This window comes from Salidesulfovibrio brasiliensis JCM 12178, assembly GCF_001311825.1.
Lineage (GTDB): Bacteria > Desulfobacterota > Desulfovibrionia > Desulfovibrionales > Desulfovibrionaceae > Pseudodesulfovibrio > Pseudodesulfovibrio brasiliensis.
In genome coordinates this window covers 1-26,078 of sequence record NZ_BBCB01000021.1, presented here as the reverse complement: position 1 = coordinate 26,078, position 26,078 = coordinate 1, and the positions used below count along the sequence as shown (strand labels likewise).

Annotated in this window: 22 protein-coding genes and 2 pseudogenes; 13 read left to right on the top strand and 11 right to left on the bottom strand. The window is 60.7% G+C overall.

Annotated elements, in window-relative coordinates:
- Positions 1 to 2: 2 nt before the first annotated feature.
- The 4 genes from JCM12178_RS07520 to JCM12178_RS07505 are packed head-to-tail and all read right to left on the bottom strand — an operon-like array spanning position 3 to position 7,241.
- On the bottom strand, positions 3 to 2,474 hold the full coding sequence (locus JCM12178_RS07520) for an EAL domain-containing protein (RefSeq protein WP_054650165.1): 2,472 nt from the start codon (positions 2,472 to 2,474) through the stop codon (positions 3 to 5).
- A gap of 59 nt (positions 2,475 to 2,533) precedes the next feature.
- Complete coding sequence (locus JCM12178_RS07515; RefSeq protein ID WP_054650163.1) at positions 2,534 to 5,956, bottom strand: PAS domain S-box protein; 3,423 nt, start codon at positions 5,954 to 5,956, stop codon at positions 2,534 to 2,536.
- Positions 5,957 to 5,982: 26 nt separating this feature from the next.
- Positions 5,983 to 6,759 carry a GGDEF domain-containing protein gene (locus tag JCM12178_RS07510; RefSeq protein ID WP_054650161.1) on the bottom strand — a complete coding sequence of 259 codons (777 nt, stop codon included), beginning with the start codon at positions 6,757 to 6,759 and terminating at the stop codon, positions 5,983 to 5,985.
- Positions 6,756 to 7,241, bottom strand: a complete 486-nt coding sequence (locus tag JCM12178_RS07505; RefSeq protein ID WP_054650159.1) for a hypothetical protein — start codon at positions 7,239 to 7,241, stop codon at positions 6,756 to 6,758. Before JCM12178_RS07505 ends, JCM12178_RS07510 begins: the two co-directional genes overlap by 4 nt.
- A gap of 111 nt (positions 7,242 to 7,352) precedes the next feature.
- Between JCM12178_RS07505 and JCM12178_RS07500 the strand changes: the two genes are divergently transcribed.
- A complete protein-coding gene (locus JCM12178_RS07500; RefSeq protein WP_054650157.1) occupies positions 7,353 to 7,784 on the top strand; it encodes a membrane lipoprotein lipid attachment site-containing protein in 432 nt (143 codons plus the stop codon).
- The gene (locus JCM12178_RS18240) at positions 7,781 to 8,311 is read left to right on the top strand and encodes a hypothetical protein (RefSeq protein WP_157054819.1); all 531 of its coding nucleotides are present in this window, start codon (positions 7,781 to 7,783) and stop codon (positions 8,309 to 8,311) included. Before JCM12178_RS07500 ends, JCM12178_RS18240 begins: the two co-directional genes overlap by 4 nt.
- A gap of 100 nt (positions 8,312 to 8,411) precedes the next feature.
- On the opposite strand, the gene JCM12178_RS07490 is transcribed toward JCM12178_RS18240, so the two are convergent.
- Positions 8,412 to 8,906, bottom strand: coding sequence for an RlpA-like double-psi beta-barrel domain-containing protein (locus tag JCM12178_RS07490; RefSeq protein ID WP_054650153.1), 495 nt, complete (start codon positions 8,904 to 8,906; stop codon positions 8,412 to 8,414).
- Between the two features lie 279 nt (positions 8,907 to 9,185).
- Between JCM12178_RS07490 and JCM12178_RS18235 the strand changes: the two genes are divergently transcribed.
- The 3 genes from JCM12178_RS18235 (at position 9,186) to JCM12178_RS07470 (ending at position 12,048) form a co-directional block, all read left to right on the top strand.
- Positions 9,186 to 10,442: an MBL fold metallo-hydrolase gene (locus JCM12178_RS18235; RefSeq protein ID WP_172677089.1), complete on the top strand. Its 1,257-nt coding sequence runs from the start codon at positions 9,186 to 9,188 to the stop codon at positions 10,440 to 10,442.
- 70 nt (positions 10,443 to 10,512) lie between these two features.
- Positions 10,513 to 11,637 carry a glycosyltransferase family 4 protein gene (locus tag JCM12178_RS07475; RefSeq protein ID WP_054650147.1) on the top strand — a complete coding sequence of 375 codons (1,125 nt, stop codon included), beginning with the start codon at positions 10,513 to 10,515 and terminating at the stop codon, positions 11,635 to 11,637.
- A 69-nt stretch (positions 11,638 to 11,706) separates the two neighbouring features.
- Positions 11,707 to 12,048: an Hpt domain-containing protein gene (locus tag JCM12178_RS07470; protein ID WP_054650145.1), complete on the top strand. Its 342-nt coding sequence runs from the start codon at positions 11,707 to 11,709 to the stop codon at positions 12,046 to 12,048.
- A gap of 74 nt (positions 12,049 to 12,122) precedes the next feature.
- Here the strand turns inward: JCM12178_RS07470 and JCM12178_RS07465 are convergent, their stop codons facing one another.
- A complete protein-coding gene (locus JCM12178_RS07465; RefSeq protein ID WP_054650143.1) occupies positions 12,123 to 12,647 on the bottom strand; it encodes an OmpH family outer membrane protein in 525 nt (174 codons plus the stop codon).
- A 477-nt stretch (positions 12,648 to 13,124) separates the two neighbouring features.
- On the opposite strand from JCM12178_RS07465, the gene JCM12178_RS07460 reads away from it, so the two are divergent.
- Positions 13,125 to 14,720: a flagellar hook protein FlgE gene (locus JCM12178_RS07460; protein WP_054650141.1), complete on the top strand. Its 1,596-nt coding sequence runs from the start codon at positions 13,125 to 13,127 to the stop codon at positions 14,718 to 14,720.
- 50 nt (positions 14,721 to 14,770) lie between these two features.
- Complete coding sequence (locus tag JCM12178_RS07455) at positions 14,771 to 15,649, top strand: tetratricopeptide repeat protein (RefSeq protein ID WP_054650139.1); 879 nt, start codon at positions 14,771 to 14,773, stop codon at positions 15,647 to 15,649.
- On the opposite strand, the gene JCM12178_RS07450 is transcribed toward JCM12178_RS07455, so the two are convergent.
- Positions 15,646 to 17,304, bottom strand: a complete 1,659-nt coding sequence (locus JCM12178_RS07450) for a glycosyltransferase family protein (RefSeq protein WP_054650137.1) — start codon at positions 17,302 to 17,304, stop codon at positions 15,646 to 15,648. The two genes, JCM12178_RS07455 and JCM12178_RS07450, sit on opposite strands and share 4 nt — an antisense overlap.
- A gap of 12 nt (positions 17,305 to 17,316) precedes the next feature.
- Positions 17,317 to 19,350 (bottom strand): methyl-accepting chemotaxis protein, encoded by a 2,034-nt coding sequence (locus tag JCM12178_RS07445; RefSeq protein WP_054650135.1) that lies wholly within the window; start codon positions 19,348 to 19,350, stop codon positions 17,317 to 17,319.
- Between the two features lie 345 nt (positions 19,351 to 19,695).
- On the opposite strand from JCM12178_RS07445, the gene JCM12178_RS07440 reads away from it, so the two are divergent.
- On the top strand, positions 19,696 to 19,902 hold the full coding sequence (locus tag JCM12178_RS07440; protein ID WP_054650133.1) for a flagellar biosynthesis anti-sigma factor FlgM: 207 nt from the start codon (positions 19,696 to 19,698) through the stop codon (positions 19,900 to 19,902).
- 37 nt (positions 19,903 to 19,939) lie between these two features.
- On the opposite strand, the gene JCM12178_RS19545 is transcribed toward JCM12178_RS07440, so the two are convergent.
- Positions 19,940 to 20,149 carry a hypothetical protein gene (locus tag JCM12178_RS19545; RefSeq protein ID WP_245628668.1) on the bottom strand — a complete coding sequence of 70 codons (210 nt, stop codon included), beginning with the start codon at positions 20,147 to 20,149 and terminating at the stop codon, positions 19,940 to 19,942.
- 52 nt (positions 20,150 to 20,201) lie between these two features.
- A pseudogene (locus JCM12178_RS19540) lies at positions 20,202 to 20,336 on the bottom strand (type II toxin-antitoxin system HicB family antitoxin); the annotation flags it as partial.
- A 259-nt stretch (positions 20,337 to 20,595) separates the two neighbouring features.
- Between JCM12178_RS19540 and JCM12178_RS07430 the strand changes: the two are divergent.
- Both JCM12178_RS07430 and JCM12178_RS07425 read left to right on the top strand, forming a co-directional pair.
- Positions 20,596 to 21,786, top strand: coding sequence for a PhoH family protein (locus tag JCM12178_RS07430; protein ID WP_054650131.1), 1,191 nt, complete (start codon positions 20,596 to 20,598; stop codon positions 21,784 to 21,786).
- A gap of 16 nt (positions 21,787 to 21,802) precedes the next feature.
- Positions 21,803 to 22,882 carry a lytic transglycosylase domain-containing protein gene (locus JCM12178_RS07425; RefSeq protein ID WP_245628666.1) on the top strand — a complete coding sequence of 360 codons (1,080 nt, stop codon included), beginning with the start codon at positions 21,803 to 21,805 and terminating at the stop codon, positions 22,880 to 22,882.
- Between the two features lie 4 nt (positions 22,883 to 22,886).
- On the opposite strand, the gene JCM12178_RS07420 is transcribed toward JCM12178_RS07425, so the two are convergent.
- Entirely contained in the window at positions 22,887 to 24,335 is a 1,449-nt protein-coding gene (locus JCM12178_RS07420) for a HoxN/HupN/NixA family nickel/cobalt transporter (protein ID WP_054650129.1), read from the bottom strand.
- Between the two features lie 104 nt (positions 24,336 to 24,439).
- Between JCM12178_RS07420 and JCM12178_RS07415 the strand changes: the two genes are divergently transcribed.
- The 3 genes and pseudogenes from JCM12178_RS07415 to JCM12178_RS07410 all read left to right on the top strand — a co-directional run.
- Positions 24,440 to 24,847 (top strand): SxtJ family membrane protein, encoded by a 408-nt coding sequence (locus JCM12178_RS07415; RefSeq protein WP_054650127.1) that lies wholly within the window; start codon positions 24,440 to 24,442, stop codon positions 24,845 to 24,847.
- A gap of 9 nt (positions 24,848 to 24,856) precedes the next feature.
- On the top strand, positions 24,857 to 25,006 hold the full coding sequence (locus JCM12178_RS18660) for a DUF5989 family protein (RefSeq protein ID WP_172677088.1): 150 nt from the start codon (positions 24,857 to 24,859) through the stop codon (positions 25,004 to 25,006).
- A gap of 9 nt (positions 25,007 to 25,015) precedes the next feature.
- Positions 25,016 to 26,078 (top strand): annotated as a pseudogene (locus JCM12178_RS07410) (carbamoyltransferase family protein); the annotation flags it as partial.

The following is a 26,078-nucleotide window of genomic DNA, read 5'->3' as shown; positions in this document are numbered from 1 at the left end:
GATCAGGCCCCGTCATCGTGTCTGGCTCTGCGTTGACCGAGGCGTTCGATGTACCATGAGGGCAGGGGAGCCTGCCTGTCGATGATTTCCACCACTGACTGCTCGGACTGCGGGCGGTGCAGCAGGAAGCCCTGAATGCTCTCGCACCCCAGCTCCCGAAGGGCCTGCAACTGGCTCTCATACTCCACGCCTTCGGCCACCACATCAAGGGAAAGGCTGTGGGCCAGCGCAATGATCGCCTTCACGATTTCCTGACTGCCGTGGTCGTCCACCATGCGGGAGACAAAGCTGCGGTCGATCTTGAGGGTGTCCACCGGCAGGTGTTGCAGCTGGGTGAGCGACGAATACCCGGTGCCGAAATCGTCGATGGAAAGCATGACGCCGGAGCGCTTGAGCTTGTCCAGAATCCGGATGGCGTGGTTGGGGTTGTTCATGATGGCCGACTCGGTCAGCTCCAGCTTGAGGCGGTTCCCGGGCATGCCGGACTCCTGAATCACCGAAGAGACGGTGTTGAAGAAGTCGAGCTGCGAGAACTGCTTTGCGGAGATGTTCACGGCCATGAACAGCGGGACTGCGTTGGGGTTCTTGGCCCGCATTCGGCCGAGGGTCTTGAGCGCCTGTTGCAGTACGAAGATGCCCAGCTCGTTGATCATGCCGGTTTCTTCCGCCACGGGAATGAATTCGGACGGTGCGATCGACCCTCTTTTCGGATGTGTCCAACGTGCCAGCGCCTCGAAGCCGATGACCATGTTGCCCTTTGCAAGCACGATGGGCTGATATTCAACAAAGAACTCTCCGGACTCCAGCCCCTTGCGCATGTCGTTTTCCAGCGTAAGCTGTTCCATGGCGTTTTCCAGCATCCGCGAGGTGAAGGCCTTGAAATGGTTGCGGCCCGCTTCCTTGGCGTGGTGCATGGCGATGTTCGCGTTCTGCAGAAGATCGTCTGGCTGCTCGTAGTCCGTGGGGCTGAGCACGATGCCGAAGCTGCCGGAGGTCGTAACTTCGTGTCCGTCTATGTCGAAAGGTCGGGCCAGCTCCTTGCGGACGCGTTTGACGATGCGAATGGCCTCGCCGGGCGTGACCAGTTCGTCAAGCAGCAGGACGAACTCGTCCCCGCCGAAGCGGGCCACCGTGTCCAGCCCGCGAACGCTCTTCTGTAACCTGCGGGCTGTTTCGGTCAGCACCTTATCGCCGTAGTGGTGCCCAAGGGAGTCGTTGATGAGCTTGAACCTGTCGAGGTCGAGAAATACCACAGCGAAGAAGTAGTTGTCGCGTCGCTTGGAACGCTCCATGGCCTGATGGACGCGGTCCAGACAGAGGTTCCGGTTGGCCAGTCCCGTGAGCGGGTCGTGAAGGGCCTGGTGGCGCAACTGGTCTTCCATGTGTTTGCGGCTTGTCACGTCACGGATGCTGAAGCGGATGCCGAGCGGTTTGAGGCCGATGCCGAAGACGTTTTGCCCGGACGCGGATAGCCATCGCTGACCGAGTTCCGGGTGCCTGATGCGGAAATCGAGGCTGCCGCTTTCCCGTTTCTGGAAGGACTTGACGTAGGCGTCCCATGAGTCCCTGTCTTCCGGGGAAACGATTTCCCGCATCAGTCTGGGGCGCTCGAAGAATGATTCGGGCGGCCTGCCGGTAATGCGTTCACAGGACGGCGAGCAGTAGTTCACTTCTCCTGCCGTGCCGACCCAGACTTCCCAGTCGTAGGCAAAGTCCGCAATGGTTCTGTAGCGTTCTTCGCCCTGCTTGAGGGCGGCAATGAGCCGTTCGCGCTGGCGGATGGCCTTGTTGACCCCTCGTTCGGCGCGCCTGATACGCATGACAACGTACACGGCGAGGCCGGCGGTGATGCCGATGACGAAGATCATGAAGGCTGAGGCCCTGTTGCGGATGACCGTGAATTCCTCATCGATGTCGGCCTGATAGACGCCCGTGCCAACGACCCATCCCCATGGCTTGAATATGTCCACGTAGGAGGTCTTCGGCCCGGCCCTGTCCTGCTGGTCGTTCCACTGCCATGTGTAGGAAACGAATCCGCCGCCGTTTCTGGCTACGCGGATGAATTCGAGGAAAATCTTTTTTCCGTCCGGGTCGGTGTAGTTCGAGAGGTTTCGCCCTTCATGGTCGAGTCGGTATGGGTGGGCAATCACGACAGCGTCGAGGGTGTTGATCCAGAAGTAGCTTTTCCCGTTGCTGCCGTAGCGGAGGTCGCGGATCAATGCCGCGGCCTGTCGTTTGGCCTGCGGCATGGTTAGCCTTCCTGTCCGCACCTGATCCTCGAAGTAGCCGAGCTGGGTGATGACGGTCTGCGTCAGTTCCCGGATGGTCTCCTTGCGGCGCTGAATCACGGCCTCCTTCATGTTGGGCAGCAGGTATACCCAGATGGAGGTGGAGAGCAGGGCGACCGCAACCAGAGCGGGGAGGACCACGCCGAAGACGGTGCCTGGAATCGGGAGTTTTTTTAACGCTTTCATGACCACGCTTTCAGTGTTTGTCGTGACTCTACGTGATAGAACGGGAATATGAAAGGGGATTATTTTGAATTATCAAAGCTTTTCACAGTGTTCCGGCCTGCATGCTTGGCGGCGTAGAGAGCCGTGTCTGCCTGTTTCAGCATGCTCTTGAACTCCTCTGCGCCCTCGGCGTAGGCGGAAATCCCTATGCTGATGGTGAGCTTTAGGTCCCCGGCAGGGGTGCCTATAGGAGTTCTTTCTATTGAGGAACGGATTCGCTCCGCAGCTTCCTGGGCCTGAAGGATGTCCGTTTCCGGGAGGATGACCGCAAACTCCTCGCCCCCTATGCGCCCCATGATGTCGGTGTCACGCAACTGCCCCGCGCTCGTCTCTGCAATGCACTGGAGGACGATGTCTCCCACGTCGTGGCCATAGGTGTCGTTGATGTCCTTGAAGTGGTCGAGGTCCAGCATGAGCAGGGTCAGCGGCCTGCCGTAACGTCGGGCCTTGGCAAATTCCTGTTCAGCCAACTCAAGGAAGCGGCGGCGGTTGAACAGTTCGGTCAGCGGATCGGTGGTAGCCATCTCCTTGAGCTGCTGCTCCGCGAGCTTGCGCTCCGAGATGTCACGGACCGTGGCCACCGCATACCATTTGTCCCCGAGGCGGAATGAGGCCACGGAGCGTTCTGCGGGGAAGCGGCTGCCGTCCTTGCGGACCGCCTCGACTTCGCCGATGGAACCGACAACCTTGCCCTCTCCGGTAAAGGCAAAGCCGTACATGCCGTTCATGGCTTTTTCCTGATCTTCGGGCGACGCTATGAGGGTGTGCAGGTCTTTCCCGAGCGCTTCCTGCTCCTTGTAGCCGAAAAGCCTCTCGGCAGCGCCGTTCCAGAAACTGACGGTGCCATTGGAGTCGATCATGACGATGGCTTCGTATGCGGCTTCGGCGAGGGCGCGAAGCTTTTCCTCACTGGCGCGCAGGGCCTCCTCGGCCCGTTTGCGCTCGGTTATGTCCATGGACGCGCCGCGCATGCCCATGATGTTGCCGTGCTCGTCCGTGAACGGGATGGCGTTGGCAAGCAGCCAGAGCGTTCTGCCGTCCTTGGTGATTAAGCGGTGTTCGATGTCCGTGAATCTTGCGATGGTGCCGCGAAGTTCCCTGAACCACATGCGCAACTCCCGCCCTTCCTCTTCCGGCATGAACGAAAACGGCGAGTGGCCGAGTATTTCCTCGGGGGCATATCCCGTGGTGGCTTCCACGTCATCGGTCACGAACGAGAATCGTCCCGTCGAATCCACTTCCCATATGAACTCGCCGACGGCTTCGGAGACGTCCCGGAACCGTTCTTCGGATATTTTGAGGGCGGTCTCGCTCTGCTTGAGGGCGGTGATGTCATCCCCTACGCCGACAAAATGTGAAATCTCCCCGTGTTCATCCACTATGGGCGACACGGAAAGCAGGGCCCAAATGGTCGCACCGCTACTTTTCTGGTGCCGAATCTCGCCGCGCCAGTCTTTCCCCTGACTGACGCTTTCCCATATGTCATCGAAAAAGCGTACGTTCTGATCCGGGGAGTCGATGATGTCGGGGTGTCGTCCTTTTGCCTCTTCCTTGGTGTACCCGGTCATCTGGGAAAAGCGCGGGTTGGTGTAGAGGATGACGCCTTTCGCGTCGGTGATGAATACGGCCGCAGAGCTTTGTTCAACGGCCTTGGAGAGCGTCTCCACCCGTTCCCGGTTCTTCGTGTCTTCGGTGATGTCCCTGATGAAGAGGGCGGCGCGGTGCGTTCCTCTGGTGTTGACGAATGGATAAAAGGTTCCGTGATAGAAACGGTCGTCGCGGGAGTCGCGGAATTCGGTGGGCATGCCGGTCTGGAGCGCTTCATTGAGGTGGCTGCGGCGGGGCCTGCCGATTTCTGCCGGCATGCGGTCAAAGATGTTGGTCCCGATCAGGGAATCGGCGTTGGTGCCGAGCTGGGTCGCGGCCATGTTGTTCAGCGCCAGCAGCGTGCCGTCGCCGTTGAGAAGCATGGCTGCGTCCGGCGGCGCATTGAGAAGCGCCCTTGCAGCGGCCTCGCTTTCCCGAAGCTTTTCCTCAGCGGCCCTGCGTTTGGTGATGTCGCGCATGACGCCCACCGCATGCCATTGATCGCCAATGCGAACCGAGGAAATGGCCAGCTCGACCATAATCTCCTTGCCGTCGACCCTGCGGGTGCGGATTTCGTTGACATTGCCGACCAGCTTGCCCCGGCCGGTGCGGGCGAAATCGCGAATGCCTTGATCTATGAGGTGTTGGTCATCGTTCGGCGCAAGGAGGTCGTGCAGGGGGTTGCCGAGCATTTGCCCCTCGCTGTAGCCGAAGAGTTCGACCGCTGCCGGGTTCCAGAATCGCACCAGCCCTTTGTTGTCCATGACTGCGATGGCGTCGTGGGACGAAAGGCTGATGGCCTTGAGCTGTTCTTCGCTTTCCCGCAGTTCGGCCTCTGCCTTGCGACGGGTGATGCGCAGCACGGAGAGCCGCCACACCGAGAGGCCGAGGGTTGCAAGCAGAATCGCGGTCAGGAGCTGAAAGATTCCGTACCATTCTGGCTTGAGCTGTTCCGGCGGCACGAAGGAGACGAGCCGTAGGCCGTGTCCCGGCACCGCGGAGACCCTGCGGCCGGGGCGGATGACCATGTCCACCGGCGTGTCCAGCCTGGAAAAAGTGAACAATCCTCGGCTGGTCAGGAACTGTCCGGAACGGGTCGCCATGATGCGTTTCCATGCCTCGGGGTAGTCCTGCTGAAAGGTCGGCCCGTCGGTTTCCGTGTGGATCATACCCCATTCCTTTGAAGGCGAGGGGCCCACGAGCCAGTGCCCGTCGTTGTTGATGAGCCACGGGCCATACGGGGCCGAGTTTTCGCGCAGTAAGGCGAGCATTCTTGTGCAGTCGAGGTTGAGCACGACCAGGCCTACGGTTCCGAAAGCTGTCCTGATGGGGGTTGCGAAGCGGATCATAGGGTGGTTGCCCTCTTCGATTCTGCCGTGCTCCATGTTCAGGTCGAGGGCCGAGATGTAGACCGCCCCCATGGGGGCCACAATCGCTTTTTGGTAGTAGGACCGGTCGGATTTGTCCTGCAGGTTTTCCTGCGCCACCCGGATGGGACCTGCCGGGCTGGCGTTGAAGCGGACATACTCCATCCCATGGTAGTTCAGTACCCGCAGTTGGGCATATGCCTTGCGGCTGATGCTGAATCGCGAGAGGAGGTCGTCGAGGAACTCGCGGTCAGGCAATCCCTGATAGCGGTCTGCGATGAAACGGGCAAGAAAGGCGGAGTCGCCCGCGTATTCCATTATTGAGTCGTCAAGCCGGATTTTGTGCTGCAGCAGTTCGTCCTGCTGGGCGGCAGAAACCTTGTCGAAATAGTCGGCACTGCGCGTGTTGAGGAACCATATGGCGGCAATGATGATTCCCATCGCGATGGGCGCAAAGAGTATGAGGAACTCCCGAACGGTCTTGCGCATTGCTGCCTTTTGGGGTTGTTGGTTTGTTATTGCCCGGTTCGCGCTACTTCTGTCCGATTGCGCCCCTTGCTTTTTGCACCCGCCAGAGCGTTCTGCAGGCGCTGGATGAAGAGTTCCGGCGTGTCCTCGGCCCGGGCCTGAGCCGCCGCCAGACTGATGGTGGTGGCGATGTCTTCGACAAACTCCGTGCTTTCCACAGCCTTTCTGAGCTTTTCTGCGACAATGGCCGCCTTGTCCACGTCAAGATGCGGGATGAGGATGAGGAATTTCCCTCCCCGCCAGCGGAAAAGGTAGTCCGTGTTGCGGATTCTGCTGCCCACGAAGCGGGAAAGGTTCATGAGCAGCCTGTCCCCCGTGCCGTACCCGTAATGCTCGTTGACTTCCTTGAAGTTGTCGATGTCAAAGAGGATGCCGCAGAGCAGGTTGCCGTAGCGGCGCGTGTTCTCAAGCTCACGAACGATGACGGTATCGAACTTTTTGCGGTTGAAGGCCTTGGTCTGGCTGTCGATGACGGTCAGTTTCCCGATGCGTTCGGCCATCTCTTCGGCCAGCCTGCGGTCCTTGCCGAGCCTGTCGAGAATGCCCCGGTACACGAGAATTCCCTGAAACGTGGCGATGAGCAGCCCGGCGACGGTCAGGGAGTAGGCCATCTTCATGAGCCCGGAGGACTGTGACGGATCGAGCGCGAGGGTATAGATGACGCCGAAATCAAGCAGCAGCACGGCAACGAGGCCGAACAGCGATATCCCGAAGAGAAGGGGAGCTTTCTCCCACCCCGGACCACCGGACGGCTTCCGGCTCATTGGCCAGCCTCCGCAAGGGCTCCGGGAGCCTTGGCCGGGTCGCCTTCCCACGTGTAGAACACCGCGCCCCGGTCCGAGCCGGAGTCATAGGCGATCTCAACCGAGAAGTTCGGCCAGACCCAGCCCTGCCGGGCACCGATCTGTCGACCGTTGCCGTAGCGCTTCATGAGCTGCTCCTTGAGAAAGAAATGGTTGGTGCCGCCCTTATAGGCGACCCCCACGCGGTAAAGGCGGCCGTCCTTGAAGTAGTATGCTATGGAAATCAGCCGGGCCTGCCCCATGCTGAGATCCTCGTCCCTGCGGAAATAGGTGTTGGGAAACCCTTGTTCCTGAACCGGGGCGAGGTCGGGCAGATTTTCGATGGACGTGCCCCAGACCATGCCGCGGAAGTCCTCGGGCGGCGGGGCAGCGTTGAAGCCCTGAGCAAACGGGGTTGCGGCGAATGCGAGCAGTATTGCGAGCGTGACGAGAATGCGTTTCATACGAGCCTCCATTGTGCGGAAATTGTACAGCCTATCTCGTGAAATGCAAGCTTTCGGACGTTGGCAAGACGGTTGAGGCCGTGATAATCATCCTGCAAAAAGGGAGGCCTCATGAAACGGATCATTGTTGCGTTTTTCGCCGTTTTGCTGCTTGCGGGCTGCTCGTTGGGCGGTTCCGATGAGCGAGCCGAGCAGGACAGGGAGGCCGTGAAGGCTTTGCAGGAACGCGTGGACAAGCTCGAGAAGGAAACCCGCGCCTTGAAGCGCGGCCTTGCGGAGGCGCTCGGCGGCCTTACCGCCATCGAGAAAGGGCTTGCCGGACTGGAAGGGGAGGCCCCGGAAACTGGCGGAGACACGTCCGCACAGGACGGAGAGGTCACCAAGGAAGAGCTGGACAGCAAGGCCCGCAAGTTTGCAAGCGAGAGCCTTGAGCGGCTGCTGGACATCTCCCGCTCCGTGCTGGAACGAATTGAACAGGAACTGAAAAAGATCGAGGAGCCGCCCGCTGATGGCGCTCCGAAGCCAGAGGAGAAAACCATATGAAACGTATGACCGGCGTGCTGCTCGCCCTGTTGCTTCTGGCGGGCTGCGCGGGGAGCGGCCTCGTGCCGTTGCAGTACTCGGCGGTGAACGCCGCAAGAGGCGAGTGTCCCGGCTCCGTGAGCATCATCAAGTTCGAGGATGCCCGGGGCGTGGATGAGCTGGGCCGGGATGCCAAGGACCATCCGGTCATGGCGTCCGGCGACGTGGCCGTATGGGTCTCCCGCGCAGTGTACACGGAGCTGGGAAACCACGGCTGCGATGTTCGCTACCATGAGATAGACGGCGCGTTTTCGGCGGACGCCACCATCAAGGGCGAAGTGCTTGAGGCGAGCCTGACGCCCACCGGCAATACGACGTGGAAAGCTCGGTGCGAGTGCGCTTCGTGGTGGAACGGGACGGCGAGAAGGTCTATGCTGAAAAGGGCTTCGCAGAAGTGGAGAAGCCGGTGCTGCCCGGCGTTGCCACCCGCGAGGAGCTGCTGGACGAGGCGCTCGGCAGCGTCATGGACGTGGTCCTGCCCACGGTAATGGAGCACCTGAAACCCTAGTCCATCCGTAATGAAAAGGAAAAAGCGGGGCGCGACCATTCCGGTCGCGCCCCGCTTTTCATTTCAGCCCGTCAGTGCGGCTAAATTTCAAGCAATGCTGCGCGGGAGGCGCGCTTGCCGAACTGTCTGGCCTTGCCCTCGTCCCACATGAAGATGTCGATGCGTTTGGAATAACGCTTGTTCATGAGGTCGTTGATCTCGAAGATGCCGAGGCCTTCGATGCGGACCTTCTTGCCGAACACCCAGCCCTGATCGAACAGGTCGCGGGATACGGCAATGGTTCCCTCGCGGACCTTGCGCATGCTTGCTGCGATGAGCGGATCCTCGTCACACTGGTCTTCAACGGGGTTGTAGGCGGTGACGGTGACGTTGAGAACATTGGGGGAAGAGACCGCCTTGGTCAGCAGTCGGGCTTCCTCCACCATCTGCTTGCGCGCTTCTGCCGTGCGCTGGGCCAGAGCGAGCTTGTGGCGCAGGGAGTCCATCTGCATGTTCTGCCACACCAGGACTCCGCCCATTATCACCAGGGCCGTGCACATAAGCGGTGCTGCGATCATTATTGTAAAGAAACGCATGATACTCTCCGTTTTGGTTTCGCGGATTGAGGCATATAAGTAGGGAAAAAGATCGTGTCAAATAAAAAAATGTTACAATTCACCAAAGGCGCGTGTTAGTCCAAGGGTTTGAAATTAAAATGCTTTGTTGTTGATTTTAGGGAAAAGGGTCCAGAGGCCGACAAACAATTTCAGGACGTTGGGCACCCCCTGAAATAATAATGCCGCAAGATATTCGATATAAGTTGACTTTTTAAATAACGTCTGTCCTAATTCGACCATTCGATGAGAGGAGGACGGATGTTGGAGTATAGGGGCCTGCCCGTGTTGGAGGGCGACGCGCATCTGCTCGTTTCCGGGCGCGGGGCGTATCTCGTGGACGGAGGGGGCCATGGTCGAGGACTGGCGACCTTGCTCCGTAGCAGGAAAATCCGTCGTCTTCGGGCGGCCGTCATCACCCATTTCGATGTCGAGCACGCCGAAGGGGTGATCGCGCTTCTGGCCGGGAGATTTCCCATGACGGAGTGTTGGGTGCCCTCATCCCTCGTCGAGGCTTGCCGCGTGGCGCTCTCTTTGCCCTGTGATGCCCTCGCGTGGCGACGCGCAGTGGGCGGGTCGGGTGTGGCGGGGACGGCTTCGGTTCGGCATGAACCGTCGGACGGAGAGCCCGCAGGTGTCCGCAGGGTACTGGTCGAGGGCGGACGGGCCCTCGCCAGACTTGCGGCAGATTGCTGCATGGGCCATGTGGCGGCCCTTGGCGACGAGGACCGTGAGAGGCATCGCGCGAGGTTGCACGACCCCGCCCTGAGCCGCGACGAACTCATTCGCATGTTGTCGCAGGGCGGGCTTGTCGATCTGGACGAACTGGGTACGCTGGGCGCATCATGCGGCACCGACGATGCGCACCTGCTCTGCGCAGTGCTGGCTGGAGCCGTATGCGGTCGCGCTGCGGTCTCGGACCCGGACGCATCCCTAGGGGCGACACTTTCACTGCTTTCACGGGCGGCAATACTCTTGGGAGAATTTCCGGGCCGCATCCGTTTCTTCAGTTGCGAGGACTACAGGACCGACCATCTCGTGCCACATCATCATATGGTATGCCTCAATGGTATCGAGACCGCGCCTTCCGTAAGCCGCGTCCCTGCTGACACAGCCCCGGAAGCGCTGGCCGCCGTGGTCCGGGGCGCTTCGGACGACCGTTTCTGCAACGTATACCGGTTCGGCACGGCCGCCGGTGCCGTCCTGTTCTGTTCGGATTCGGTCTTTCCGTTTATCGGACCGGGAGGGAAACTGGCGCTGGACAGGCCGACACTCATCGCCGTCCCGAGGCACGGCAGCCCTGCCTGCGACAGGGTCTATCCGCTGCTTGAGACAGAGCGCCCTGAGGATCACGTCTGGGTTGCCTCATATTCGCCTTCAACCCGAAAGTGTTCGGATTGGTTCATGGGGATGCCGCGCGCGTTTTGCGTGAACTGTCGCGGCGAACTGCTCAAGGAAGTCGTGGCGCGGCTCGATGAGGACGGCTGGCTGGTGTTTTCCGGCAATGTCTGCGGCTGACGTTCTCGCCTTCGCCCGCAAAACGTGCTAGTCGAATCGCTGCCGCAGCCACCATGCGGCAGGAGGCAGCGTGCGCGTACTGAACATCATTACAGGGCTCAACACGGGCGGGGCCGAGAACATGCTCCTGAGGCTCTCGGGGGGGCTTGCGTCCTCCGGCGTGCGGTCGAGCGTGGTCTCGCTTCTGCAGCCCGGTCCGCTGGCTCCGCACATCGAGGCGCTCGGCGTGCCCGTTCATTCTCTGGGAATGCGGCGGGGAGTACCCTCTCCGGCCGCGCTGGTCAGGCTGGTCCGCATCATCCGGCGGGAAAAACCCGATGCCGTTCTCTCATGGCTCTATCACGCCGATCTCATGGCCGCCGTCGCCACCCGGCTCGCGGGCGGCGTGCCGCTGGCATGGAACCTGCGCTGCTCGTACATGGATTTTAGCCAATACCGCCGGACCACTGCGTGGACAGTACGCCTGTGCGCCCTGCTGTCTCGACTTCCCGAGGCGGTCATCAGCAATTCCACAGAGGCCATACGTTTTCATGAAACCCTCGGCTATCGGCCCAGACGCACCGAGGTCATTCCAAACGGGTTCGACACGGACCGCTTCAGACCCGATCCGGATGCAAGGCGGCGGCTTCGGGCCTCGGTGGGAGCGGGAAAGGACGACATCGTCGTCGGGCTGGCAGGGCGATATGATGCCATGAAGGACCACGCCACGTTCATGAGTGCGGCGGGGGTGGCCCTGAAACGCAACCCGGCCTTGCGGTTTGTACTCTGCGGCGACGGGGTGACAACGGACAACACCGAGCTGCTGGGCCTGATCGACCGGGCCGGAGTGGGAGAGAGGACACATCTTTTCGGCAGGGTCGAGGACATGCCGGGCTTCATAGCGGGGCTGGACATGCTCGTCCTCTCCTCGAAGGGAGAGGCGTTTTCCAACGTGTTGAGCGAGGCGCTGTGCTGCGAGGTCCCGTGCGTGAGCACGGATGTGGGCGAGTCGCGGGCCATTATCGGGGAGTCCGGCCTGCTGTGTCCCCCCGAAAACCCCGAGGCGCTGGCAGAGAGCCTGCTCTCAATGGCTGCCATGCCTTCGGGGACGCGCAGGGATATGGGGCAGCGCGGCAGGGAAAGAATGGTCCGGGACTACGCGTTGCCTTCCATTACGGATCGATATGTGCGATTCTTTCAGTCATTGCGGAAATAATTTCCTTTAGGAAAAAGATAGTGCATGGTGTGAACGCTGTTCCACAAAAAGTAGATTCGGAGAGAGGGTATGACGTTTTTTGATTCCAAGTTGTTCATGTCCAGCCTTGGGGAAGATGCCGAGCTGGCGGCGGAGCTCATGGACGCCTATCTGGAAGACAGCCCGGTGCGCAGGGCCACCCTGCTTGAGGCCGTGAACAACGGCGACTGCGCCGTAGCCGCCAAGGCCGCACATTCGCTCAAGGGCATGTCCGGCGTTGTCCGGGCAGGTGGTCTTGTCGACATGGCTCTGGGCATGGAGATGGCAGCCAAGGAGGAGAAGGTCGAGCGGCTCAAGGAGCTTTTTGCCGAGTTCGATCAGGCGTTCGCCACCGCCCTTGGGGAAATGCACCACTTCCGGGAAACGCTCTAGAGTTTTTTTTCAGATAAATAAAGGCCCCGTCCGCTTGTTGCGGACGGGGCCTTTTGCATGCGGTTTGCCGCGAGCTACTGCTCGGCGGACTCGCTTTCTTCGCTCTTGGCGTTTTCGCTGATATCGCCCTTGGCGTTGAAATCGATCTTGATGGTGTTCATGCGTTCCACCACTTCGTCGGTGACGTCGATGGCGTCGCCGAAGGACAGGGTGGACTGCTTGGGCAGGATGATGTCCAGACCCTTTTCCTGGCGGTAGTCGTCAAGGACCTTGACGAACTCGTCGTTGAGCATGCCGAAGATGCGCTTCTGTTCTGCACCCATGGTCTGCTGGAGCTTGCCCATGGCCTGCTTGTACGCGGCCACGTTCTCTTCGGACTCTTCCTTCTGCACGGCCTCGTAAGCCTGCTGGGCTTCTGCCTGAAGGGCTTCGCCCTTTTTCTGCAGATAGGCCATGGCCTCGGTGGTGGCACTGTTCTTCTGGAAGGCCACGGTTTCGTCCACGACGCCGATCGTCTGGGTCGGGGCCTGCTGCTGGTTGCAGGCGGCGAGGGAAATCAGAAGGGCGAGAGCGCAAAGCGCGGGCACAAAGCGTTTCATGTGATGAGACTCCGTTAATTTTGTTGGGTTCGTTGGTTCAAAGAATAATTGTCTACGCACGGGGGGACCAAATGGCAAGCCTGCCGTACCCTCTCGGGCCTCGCGCACAATCGGTTCGCGGACAACTCCATCCGAGGCAACCGTGCCTGCAGCGAGGCGGGCGGTGCTGCGTGTCCGGGAAAGCCGAGAGTGTGTGGGAAGGCGCTCCGAAAGAGCGTGCGAGCCATTTCGACTCCGTTGCTGGAAGTTTCAATTGCCGGACACCCTACGCAATGGCCCCTGTCTTGTCCAGAAGGAGGCGTTTTTCCTTCGGCGCATGAACTGCCGGATGGCAATTTGTTCCGCTGTGCTTTGGTGCTAACATATTGTAATCATGCGATTTGCGTGGTGGCACGGCTGTTGCTTTAAGTTATGTCGGAGAAGATCGGGAATGAAATGCCGGGTTGGGGAACCGGGCAGTTCCCGAAGGAGGAAATCATGGGTTTCGGATCAATGTATATTGGCGCAACCGGGGTCAAGGCCTACAGCGACGGCATGCAGGTCGTGGGCAACAACCTCGCCAACGTCAACACCATCGGATACCGCAAGGCGGATATCCATTTCAACTCGCTCATGTACTCGCAGATGGCGACCGGGACGAACCGGATGCCCGGCGGCGTCATGGAGGCGAGCCAGATGGGCAAGGGCGTCGGCGTGGCCGCCGTGCTCGCCAACTTCCGGCAGTCGGCCATGGAGTCGTCCAACGAAGTCACGGACATCGCCATTGAGGGCCACGGTTTCTTCGGTGTTTCGCCTGCCGACACGTCAGACATGTACTACACGCGCGCCGGGGATTTCCGGTTCGACCAGTTCGGGTACCTGACCACGTCTCACGGCCACCGGCTGCAGGGCTATGAAATCGATCGGGACACGGGCCTCTACACGGAATCCATCACGGACATTCAATTGCCCATGGAAGACGTGGTCGTGGACGGACAGACCATCCGCACGGCCATCAGCCCGCCGCGCGAGACGTCTGAAGTGACAATGATCACCAACCTCGACAGAAACTCGCCCGATACCGTCACCAGCAGTTCCAATCCCTTTTTTGCGCTGTTTAACAATTACAGCGCCTCCAATGCTTCTCCTTTCGGCAACGGCATCCCCGCCTATTCGTCTTCCTTGAAGGTATATGACGAGAACGGTGCTTCTCATGCCTTGAGCATTTATTACGATCCCGTCTCGACGGCACAGCTTTCCAATGCCGGCGGCGGCGAGACCTTCTGGGAGTTCGCGGTTGCCATCCCTTCGTCCGAGGACGGTCGGGCAGGCTTTCAGGGCACTTCGCAGGCAGGTCTTCTGGCGCTTGGGACCATGACCTTCGGGCCGGATGGTGCGCTCAGGGACATCAGCGCCTTCACTGCCGACGCGCCGGGCTCGCTCAGTAACTGGAGCAGGGCCGATCTCGGGCTCGTGAGTTCCAACGGCATGCCAATGCTCGACGTGGCCTTTGTCTCGTCCAACGGGGCAACGGCTGTCCAGAGCGTGGGGCTGAATTTCGGCGTGACCACTTCAAACACATCGTGGGCAGCGGGGGGAGCCAGCAACGCTGCGGGCGTGGGCACCAATGTGGACGCGCTGCCCGGTCTCAATTCGCCGACTCCGGCCGTGGCCAACACTACCTCCTACGACAACGGCTCGCGTACGGAGTTCATGGACCAGGACGGATACACGGAAGGGTATCTGCGCAGCGTCAGCATTAGCACAGACGGGTATCTGGAAGGGTTCTTCACCAACGGGGAGACCGAGCGGCTGGCCCGGATAACGCTCTTCCGGTTCCAGAACAATTTCGGCTTGCGCCGTGAGGGGAGCAACCTCTTTTCGGCCACGCCCGATTCGGGAACCATGATATCCGGCGGAGCGGGCGACCCGGCGTTCGGCACCACCAACCAGAACTCGCTGGAGATGTCCAACGCCGACATGGCCGAGGAATTCGCCAAGATGATAATGACCCAGCGCTCCTTCCAGAGCAACACCAAGGTCATCACCACCTCGGATTCCATTCTCAACACGACCATCAACGTGAAGAGATAGTCCTTGAGGCCGAGGCTTCGGACAGGTATCCCCATGCGTTGGAGGTGCCCATGAAATCCGAGACCGTCGAACGCGCCCTTGCGGAAATCGCTGAGGAATCCCCGGCAGCAGCCGAAGCGCTTTGCTGCGCCAGCCTGTTGGCCGAGGCCCCGATCCCCTTTGAGATGGCTATTGCCGCAGAAGGGGCCATGCACAACCCCGCCCTCATCAACCCTGCTGCTGCCATGTTCGCCGTGGCCGCCACGCTTGATCCCTTGTGTTCACGAGGCCTTGCGGAGATGGACCACACCACGGGCACCTTTAGCGTGCCACCGGACGTGCGAACTGCCGTGCGGGCCACCATGAGTGACGATGAAACCCTGCGCTGGCAGACCCGGGCGATCCACGCGCTCTCCCTTGCCGTGCCCGACGCAAACCCGGATACCCCAGTGCTCGAGGTCCTTGCCCCGCACGTTCAGGTCTGCCTTGACCTTGCCCGTGAGGGTTTTGCAACGCCCGACGTCAACCGTGTTCTGCACCAGTACGGCTTTTCCCTGCATTTCGCCGGACGCCATCACGAAGCAGCCGAGCTTGTGGACGCGGCCCTGACCGTGGACCTTGCCCTCAAGCCCGAGGCACACCCGGACATCGTCGCCGACCTTGAAGGGTTGGGCACGATACTGGCCGCAGCCGAGGACCATCAGAACGCGGTCATGACCTTTCGCCGCTGCAAGGACCTGCTGGAAAGCGAGTGGACCGAGGACAATCAGGCCCTGATTCCGGTTCTTGCCGGGCTGGCACTGTCCCTGCGCGCGCTGGGCGAGCACCGTGAGGCCGTGAAGCTGGCGGGCCGGGCCTCCAAGCTGTTTGAAAAGCACTTCGGCAACCTTCCGGTGGAGCCGGAAGGGAGATTGGCCGAGTGCCTGAATCTTTTGGGCAGCGGCCGCTAGAGGGAGAGGGCGGCCGCGAGCAGGCCGCCGGGATCGTTGGCACGCAGTGCGCGGGCAAAGGCCTTGTCGGCATCGGCTTTGGCTGCTGCCTCCTGTGCGGCGAGCAGCTCTTCAATCCCCTGCCGGTAGCGGTAGCAGCGCAGGTTCGCGAGCGCCGTTTCCAGTCCCAGCCGCCAGTCCTGGCGCAGGTGCAGGGTGAGCGCGGACAGGTAGCCCATCCGGGCGTGCTCAAGTCCGCGCTGGCCGCGCGTGGCCGTTTCCATGAGCTTGAGGGATTCAAGATCATCAGGGGAGTGGTCAAGCGCCAGCACGAGACAGTCGGTGGCAGCGCCCGGCAGGTGTCTGTCCTTTGCGAAAGGGAAGCCGTGCCGGATGACACGTCCGTGCCGGAGCAGTTCGCGAGCCCATTCCCGCAGGAGCGCGGTCGGGGAATCCGGCGTGGAGCGAAGGGAGCGTCCTTCGGATGCGAACTGGCGCAGAAGAAAGGCCCGGGCCAGCTCAAAGGGGTGTCCCGTGGTGCCGCTGCGCAGTGCCCCGATGGATGCGCAGAGGTTGATATCCAGATGTGACGGGTGCCGATTGGCCGCAAGGAGCGACGCTGCCGACGCGGCAAGCCCGCTTGTGTCGCCCGCCAAGGCCTGAAGCCGCAGCTGTGCGGCCATAACGTCCGGATCATCGCCCAGCTTGCCCAGACGTCTGAGGAGGGCATGGTTGTCCAGCATGGCCGGGCCGCACTCAAGCAGCCTCGCGGCTGCAAGCACAAACCATTTTTCCCTTTCCGGCGCGGCGGCCGAGGCCGCAACGTCGTCGGCGGCATTGAGAATCGTCTTAGCTCTGTGCTCCGGCAGGTGGTCGCGGTTGAGCCGTTCCCATCCGGCGCGGGCCATGGCTTGGCAGCCGCGTTCGTCTGCGAGCAGACGGTCGATGACCGCGCGCATTTCTGCAACGTCCGAGTAGACGGCTGTCTCGACTCCGGGTTCGAACAGGGCGTCCTGTTCCGATCCGAGGTTCTGCGTCACCGGCAGGCAGCCGCAAGAGGCGGCCTCGAAGAGCCGGAAGTTGACCTCGCCGAGGATCGACTCGTTCGGGGCTATCCTCGCATCCGCATAAAAGTCCATCATTTCCGGGACGGTCATGTCGTCGCGGACAGTGAGCCGTTCTCCGTAACGTTCCCTGAGCGTTTCGATCATCCAATGGCGGCTGGGGCGCTGGGGCGTCACTCTCCCTGCAAAGGCCAGCGTCGTGCTCCGGGTGGAAAAGGGTCGCCATTCCATGCGCTGCCCGTACCATGGCAGATGCGCGGTTCGGGCTCCGTGCGCACCCACGGCTTCGCGCCAGCGGTCCTGTGTGCAGAAGGTCAGGTCGAACAGCTTGGCGTAGCAGGAATGCCAGTAGGCGTTGAGATGCGGGTCGATCGCCCAGAAGAATCTCGGGCAGTCAACCGATTCGAGACCGGTAATGAAGATGCGCCGGGCAAGGTTTTCCTGTTGGCAGACCAGTTCCGGTTCAAACCCGTGCTTCTCAAGCGCGGCGGGAAGGTCCAGAAGGGTCTCGCCCGGTGCGGGGCGCAGCGCCAGCGTCTCGCAGCCGAGAGCCTTGAAACCCTCAATGAGCGGGACGCTGGCGTCGATCAGGCAGATGCGTTGCGCGGTCATGGTCAGGCAGGTTTATCGCTGCATGTCTTCAATGACCACTTTCAGTTCCTGCGCCAGCTTGGCCAGGGATGTCACCGCCTCATTTGATTCCGCCATGGCCTGAGCCATTTCCGTGGCGATCTGGCTGGTGTCTTCGGTGGAGCGGGTCACTTCCTCGCTTGCCGAAGACTGTTCCTCGGCTGCGGTGGCGATGTTGCGCACCTGATCCGCGGTGTTTTCAACGAGCGTGACGATTTCCGAAAGGGCCGCGCCGGACTGGTCGGCGAGTTCCGTGCTGCGGTCGATGGCCTGCGTGGCCTGTTCCGTTCCGGTGATGCTCTTGCGGGCCGAATTCTGGATGGCGCCGATATTGTCGCCCACTTCCTTGGTGGCCTGCATGGTTTTCTCGGCCAGCTTACGGACCTCGTCAGCGACCACTGCAAATCCACGGCCCGCCTCACCTGCGCGGGCAGCCTCGATGGCCGCGTTGAGCGCCAGCAGGTTGGTCTGGTCCGCGATGTCGGTAATGACGTTCATGATCTTGGTGATGCTTTCGGCCTGCTGTCCCAGCTCGTCCATGTTTGTCTTGAGTTCGGTGGCGTGGCCGTGGACCTGCTTGATGGTCTCCACCACCATGTCCACCACTTCGGCACCCTGCTGGGCGCGCTCGCGGGACTTGTCGGCCATTTCCGCAGCCCCGGAGGCGTTCTTGGCGACCTCGTAGACCGTGGCGTTCATCTCTTCCATGGCCGTTGCCGTGCCCGAGGCGTTTTCGCGTTGACGCTCCGCACCGGCGCTGGACTGTTCGATCTGGGCCGAAAGCTGTTCCGAGGCCGAAGCCACCTGATCGGCCACATGGTTGGCGCGGCTGGCCGCATCCTCGATGGTGGCGTTCTTTTCCTCGATCTGCTGCAGCGTATTCCTGATGCTCGTGAGGTCGTTCATCATGGCGAACGCGCCGATGAGCTCACCGTCAAGGTCGAACAGCGGGGCCACGTCGTAGTTGACGTAGATGGTCTTGCCGCTCGGTAGAGAGCTTTCGATCTCGTTGTTCACCAACGGTGCGCGTTTGCGCATGGCTTCGCCTGCAACCGTGTCGCGGTCGGGGTCGCCGTAGAAGAACTCGCCAAGACGCATGCCGAGGAAGTCCTCGGTGTCGCCCTGACGTTCGTAAAGATCCATGTAGGCTTGGTTGACAAAGGTCAGGTTCTCGTCGCGATCCACCACCAGACACGGGTTGGTCATGCCTTTGAGAATGCCGTCCGTGAAGCCGAGACGGTTCTTCATGGTGGCGACAAGCGCTTGCAGGGCTTGTTTCAGGTGGCCCATCTCGCCGTGGTCGGGAACGTCCACCTTGGCGTCCCAATCCCCGTTGCTGACGTGGTCGGCGTAGTCGACCATTCGCCTGAGCGGGATCTCGACCGAGCGGAAAATGAAGAAGGATATTATCAGGCCGATGACGACTGCCGCCGAGGTGAGCACTGCAAGTTCAATCTCGGCTATTCGGCTGTTGTCGATGATGTCGCTGATGGCATGCCTGACAACGTGATCTCCGAGCTCTGACTTCCGGATCGCTTCCTCGACTTGGTAGATGTGGTCCTTGGTTTCCGAAAGCTCCTCGTTGCCCTTGATGGGGTCCATCATCCGCGCCTGAATCATGACCGCCTTCTTGCGGAAGGACGAGTAGTAGCGTTCGTAATCGGCGAGGATTGTCTCAAGGGCTTTTCGTTCAGCGCTGCTGACGTGGGGGATTTTCTCGGCGAGTTCGCGCAGCTTGTGCACTTCCTCACGCAGCCTCATGGCCGCTTGGTCGAATTTCTTCAGGTAGCTGTCCTGCTTGGCGAATTTGCCGGAGTTGAGCAGGAAGTCCTTTTCGTAGCGGCGGTGCTGGAGAATGAGCCGCTGCAGGTTGATCGATGCTCTGGAGAATTCCAGCTCGTACTCGATCATGGCCTCGCTTTTCTTGGAATTGACGTAGATCTGGTAGAATCCGATGCTGCCCACGGCAAACGTCAGGATCAGTACGAGTGCAAATCCGAATATGAGTTTCGCCTTGATTGTCTTCATGCCATGTCCCCTTAACTCATTGTAGAAATTCGAGCCGTATCACGTACATATCGGCAAAAGGTCGGAAAACACAACCCCTTCTGTGGTGCCTGTTTTGTTTGCTGGGAGCCTTTGGCAGTAATGTCGGATAGTTGTCAGGGCTCGGGCAAATAACCTTCCCGAGAGGGCTAATCTGTTTTCGGAGGTGACCGATAAGAGAGGTAACACGCCCGGTGACAGGCCGGAAACTCCCGCACAGAGCGTGTGCGGAAGGCCTGAAGCGGGGTACGGGGAGAGAATGAGGAAGGGGGGCTCCCCCTTCCTCATCCTACAAAAAGAACTATCCAAACACCGGAGGGGAGACTGGTGTCACGGGAATGGGAAGGCCTGGATCAGGCCCTGCACTCCATCTGTGCCTCGAATCGGGAGGCGGCTGCTGGCTCGGAAAGCGAGCCTCGCACCCGGCGCGACCGCATCGAGGAACTCAAGCAGCAGGTCAAGGACGGCGAATATCAGCCGGACATCAAGGACATTGCCCGGCTGCTGACGTCCGCGATGGACCCTTCCCTCTAGTTCGAACTCCGCCCGTTATGCGGCAATGCCCGCAATCCTATTTGAAAACGTCGTTACGGATGGCCTCGCGCGCTGCAACCGAGAGGAAGTCAGCCGGGTCCACGCCGTGGTGCGTGCAGTATCGGTCGATGCGCTCCAGAAGATGCTTGTGAAAGGTCACGCCCACTTCCTCGAAGTCTTCGTCGTTGTCGTCCAGCTCGATGCCCACCAGCTTTGCGTCGCCGGTGGCGGGCAGGGCGCACCGCATCGAATCCCCGGGGTTCGGGCAGCGTCTCGCCAGCCTCGCGCCTGAGCAGGGCGAACATGGAGAGCGCCTCGTTGGCCATGTCCACGGCCTCGTCCATGTCAGCCCCGAAGGTGACGCAGTCCGGAAAGTCCGGAAAGGTTACGCCAAAACCCCGTTTCTCTTTTTTCAGTACAGCAATGTATCGCATTGTTCGCTTCTCCTTCTTGTGTTGGCTGCCGTGTTAGCCCTCCGGGCGTGGAAAGGCAACCGTGGTTGGCATAATCGTCACCCGGCGGAAACGATGCGGTCACAGGGCTCGGGCAAGGTTTATCTAGACTTTTTCACGAAAGCCCCGCATAGTAATAGCATCAAAAAAGGAGGCGTCATGGAACCGGGCGAGGCAAGCCCCGAAGGGGTTTTCAGGCTGTCGTATACAACATGAATCAACCGCAACCGGACGGGGGATTATGGCCCAGAAGCATTTCGTCCTCGACACCAACGTCCTGATCGAAAATCCCAACAGCATCGCTGCCCTGCGCAATGGGCAGGAAAACCACATCCACATTCCCTACACTGTCCTCACCGAGCTGGACAAGCTCAAGAAGGACCCGCGCATCGGTCACATCGTTGCCAAGGCCGTCGGTGCCATCCTGCACGACGACAACGTCGACATCCTGCCGCCCGACTATGCGCAGGACCTGACCGACGAGACCTACGACGACCGCATCCTCAAGGAAATCCTGCACATGGCCCCCGAAGAGGCCATTCTCATTACCAACGACCGTATCCTTCAGATCAAGGCCAAGGTTTACGGAATCCCCTGTGAAGCCTACCGGGACTCGGTGCCGTTCCGTTCCGAAAGCCAGCGGTACACCGGCTTTGTGGAGCCTGAAGACGAGGTCGTGCCGAACTGTTTCGTTTGGGACAGCGGAACACCGGTCTTCCACGGCCCCGAGGGTCCCAAGTCCATGAGTTATCAGCATGAGGTCTGGAACGTGCGCCCTCGCAGCGTCTACCAGAACCTCGCCCTGGAACTTATGCTCAATTCGGGCATCGACATGGTTTCGATCCAGTCCGAGGCCGGGTACGGCAAGACGTTCCTCGCGCTGGCCGCGGCCCTGTATCTGGTGCTGGAGCGCAAGGATAACCCCTTCAAGAAAATCTACCTCGTGAAGCCCGTAGTGGAGATCGGCGCAAAAATGGGCTATCTTCCCGGTGACATCGAGGAAAAAATGACGCCGTATGTGCGCTACGTCACTGATCTTCTGGCAAAGCTGCACGACATGCGTTCGGCCAACCGCATCTTTGCGGACCCGAGTGCCGACAGCCTGAAGCTCAATCCCAAGCGGTTCGAGATTCAGCCGGTGGCGTTCATCAGGGGCATGAACATCGAAAACGCCGTGGTCATCATCGATGAAATGCAGAACCTCTCGCGCAACGAGACGCGGGCGCTGCTCACCCGCATGGGCGAGAACGTCAAGTGTATCTGCCTCGGCGATACCCGGCAGGTGGACAACCCATACCTCAATGAATCGAACAACGGACTGAACTGGACGGTGCGCAAGCTGAAAGGGTACCGCAATTACGCCCACATGGTGCTCAAGGGCGACCGGTCACGCGGCCCGATCACGGACATCGTGCTGAAGTCGAAACTTTAGGAGAACTGAAATCCGGATGAGACATCTGGTCTGCGTCGCGGCAATGCTCATTGCCCTGACGACAACGGCAAACGCCGCTCAGGGGCACGTCCCGGCGGCGTTTCCCTCTCTGGAATCCGCAGTACGCTCGGTCAAAGAGGCCGACTTCTGCGGCGAGCCCGTGCCCATGCACATCGCCGAGGTGCGCGAACGCTTTGAGAAAGAGCTGCTGCTCATGCTCTGGGATCGCGCGCAGGTCATTTTATGGCTCAAGCGTTCGGCGCGCTACTTCCCGCACATCGAAAAGCTCCTCAAGGCCCGGAACATGCCGGACCACCTCAAGTACGTCGCGGTCATCGAGAGCGCCCTCAGACCCGAGGCCGGGTCGTGGGCCGGAGCCAAGGGGCTTTGGCAGTTCATGCCCGCCACCGGGCGCAAGTACGGCCTGACCGTGGATCGGCGTGTGGATGACCGGCGCAACTTCTACTTCGCCACCCGCGCCGCACTGGATTATCTGCAGAAGCTTTATGACCAGTTCGGGTCATGGGCCATGGCCGCCGCTGCCTACAACATGGGAGAAAACGGTCTTGAGCGGGCCGTTGAAAAGCAGGAAACCGACGACTTCTACCGTCTGCACCTGCCAACGGAGACCGAGCGGTACGTGCTGCGGGCCATTGCCGCCCGGATGATAATGGAGGACCCGGCCCGGTTCGGGTTCGACCTGCGGCCCGAGGACTACTACACGCCGATCATGTTCGACAGGGTGCGTGTGAAGGCCCGTCGTGCCGTGCCGCTCATGGTCATCGCCAAGTCGGCCAACACCTATTACAAGACCATCAAGGACCTGAACCCGCAGCTACTTTCGGACGAAGTCCCGGTGGGCGAGCATCCCGTGTTTCTGCCTGTCGGGGCTACGGAAGGGTTCCTGAAGCGCTACAGCGCAGTGCTTGCGGAGTATCGCAAGGAACACGGCCCAAGAACGTACCGCGTGCAGTCGGGCGATTCGCTGACGCGTATCTCAAGACGATACGGGGTGTCGATCCGTCGGCTCAAGCGGCTGAACGGGCTGGGCGCTAAGGGCATCATCCATCCGGGGCAGGTGCTCCGGCTGGAGTAACGGACTAGAGCGACGCGGCCAGCATGCTCGCGCCGAATGCGGCGATGAACAGCGCGCCGGTCGTGGACAGGAGGACATGGGTCCAGTTGAGGATGGTCCTGTTGCGGCCGGCGACTTTCATGGTTACGCCGCGCGCGCTGACAGCGGCCCAGGCAAAGACCGTGGTGGTAAGGCCCATGCCCACGGCCATGGCGAACATGGCGGCAAGCCCGGCCCAGAGGATGTTCAGCCCCACGGCGAACGCCAGTACCACCGCCGCGCCGGGGCAGGGGATGAGTCCGGTCACGAAGGAGATCAGCAGCACGTGGCCGGTGCGTTCCCGGCTTTTGACCACATCCCCGGCAGAACAGCTGGATCCCTCTGCCACATCGCGGATTATGCCGCCGCGTCGCATGTCGATGACGGCCTTGCCTGCGAGGAACAGTCCCATGAGGATCAGCAGGCCGTAGCTCGCTGGTTGCATGATGCGGGCGGCCTCGTGGAATCCGCCCATGCCCGCGCCGAGCAGCAGGTAGGCAAGGGCCACCACAGCCACGGCCGAGCCGACGTGGACAAAGGTGATTGCGTTGCCCATGAGCGCGCCGAGCCAGAGGTCGCCGGGCCGGGCAAGGAAATAGGAGCAGACGACGGACTTTCCGTGGCCGGGGCCGATGGCATGCACGACGCCGTAAACGAACGAGAGCATCAGGAAGGTCCATAGCGCCGGGCCGAATGGGTTGGACTGGATGTCGGTGCCCAGCGTGGTGATCTCTTTCTTGAGCGTCTTCTGCCACTGCTGCGCCTGCAATACCGCCATGCGGAACAGTCCGGTATCCTCGTCTTCCGCAGCGGCGGCGGACGGCGGGACAGGTTTGGGAATGTCGCTGGCGGGCAGGGTGCCGACTTGCATGTGAATGCCGCGCGGCACGTTGAATCCGGCCCAATAGGCGAGGTCCTTTTCGTTGCCGATGGTGTACTCGGCCTTGAGCGAGCCGGTGTTGTTGACGCGGATTTCGCTCTCAACGAGCAGGATGTCCGCGTAGTATTCCTTGTCGAACACGGCCACCCGGAATGCTGCGGGCGCAGGAATGGCTACCGGCAAAAGGAAGTCGTAGACCAGATGGTTCTTTTCGTTGAGGGAGGCCTTGAACTCCTCGGGCGGCATCGGTGCTACCTCCCATCCGTCGGACTGGACGATGGTGAAGTAGTTGGAGTGCTGCAGGTTTGCGAAGGCGCCCTTCCTCAGGGTCTCGCTCCAGCCCGGGGCGGAGTCGTCAAGCTCCAGCCCGAGGTCGCCGAGAATGGCCCGGGTGAACATTTCGTCGAACTCCCAGTGCTGGCGGATGCCGGTGAGGCCGGAGTCATCCACTTCAAGGGTCAGGAAGGTATCGATGAACACGTGGGGGTGGGCTGTGGCGATCACCGGGAATGCCGCGAGCATGAGCATGAGGATAAAAGCCTTGAGCGTCTTCATGCAGCGGGTTGTATCCTCTGGCCTCGCGGCAGGCAAGAGGAGTTGCATTTTAGCCGTTCATCGGGCATGACAGATCGGACATTTCAGCAAGGGTGGGATATATTATGATCGATACGAAGTCGCATGGCGAGGAAGGCCAGTGCATCGGCAGGCGGCAGGCCGTCGATACCGGCATGGCAATGACGCTCATTTGTCTTATCGCGGGCCTTGTCACGCATGAACGCAACTGGTTCATCGCGGCGCTGGTGCTGCTCGTCGTGAACATGACCGCGCCCATGCTCTACCGCTTACCGGCGCGGGCGTGGTTCGGCTTTTCCCATCTGTTGGGAACGGTCATGTCAAAGGTCATCCTTTCCGTGATCTTTTTTGGCGTCGTGACCCCCCTTGCCCTGCTGCGCCGCGTTCTCGGCCATGATCCCATGGCGCTCAGGCAGTGGAAGAAAGGCGATGAATCCGTTTTCGTCAAGCGTGACCATCACTTCACCGCAAAAGAAATTGAAAATCCCTTCTAGGAGATAACCGTGGACTTTCTCAAGGATCTTTGGGGCTTTCTGCGTGAACGCAAGAAGTTCTGGCTGCTGCCCATCATCATCGTGCTGCTGCTTTTCGGCGCTTTGATCGTGCTCACCAGCGGTTCGGCCATCGCCCCGTTCATTTATACCGTCTTTTAGGAGGGCGCCGTGCCAGAAGCCATTCTCGGCATTTCCGCGTTTTATCACGATTCTGCCGCTGTGCTGTTGGTGGACGGCGAAGTCGTCGCCGCCGCGCAGGAGGAGCGCTTTACCCGAAAAAAGCACGACTCCGAGTTTCCGGCCAACGCGGCCAGGTACGTGCTTGATGAAGGCGGTTACACACTTGCCGATCTGACTGCGGTGGCGTTTTACGACAAGCCGTACCTGAAATTCGAACGGCTTCTGGAGACCTACAACGGTTTCGCCCCCAAAGGCTCAAGAGCTTTCTTTCTTCCATGCCCGTGTGGATCAAGGAGAAGCTCTTCATGCGCCGCATGCTCAACGAGGAGCTGGCCAAGCTCGGGCCGGGCAAGCCCAAGGTGCTCTTTCCGGAGCATCATCTCTCGCACGCGGCGAGCGCGTTCTACCCTTCGCCCTTTGAAGAGGCGGCAATCCTCACCGTTGACGGTGTGGGCGAGTGGGCCACCACGACCATCGGCAAGGGCTCTGGCAAGGATGTCACCATCCTCAGGGAACTGCATTTCCCCCATTCCCTCGGCCTTCTCTATTCCGCGTTCACCGCCTTCTGCGGGTTCAAGGTCAACTCGGGCGAATACAAGCTCATGGGGCTCGCCCCGTATGGCTCTGTCGGTTCCGAGAAAATCGAACGCTGGAAGAAGCTCGTCTACGAAGAACTTATCGACGTGCGCGAAGACGGGTCCATGCTCCTGAACATGGATTACTTCAACTACGCCACCGGGCTGACCATGTGCCGCAACGACAAGTGGGAGCCGCTTTTCGGCATCCCGGCCCGGCAGCCCGAGAGCGAAATCGGCCAGGAGTACATGGACCTTGCGCTGGCCATCCAGCAGGTCACGGAAGAGATCGTCTTCAAGCTGGCCGAGACCGCGCGGGAGCTGACCGGGTGCAGAAATCTGGTCATGGCGGGCGGCGTGGCGCTCAACTGCGTGGCCAACGGCAAGCTCATCCGGCGCGGCACGTATGACGACGTCTGGATTCAGCCCGCTGCGGGCGACGCTGGCGGCGCGCTCGGCGCAGCCTTGCCGGGTGG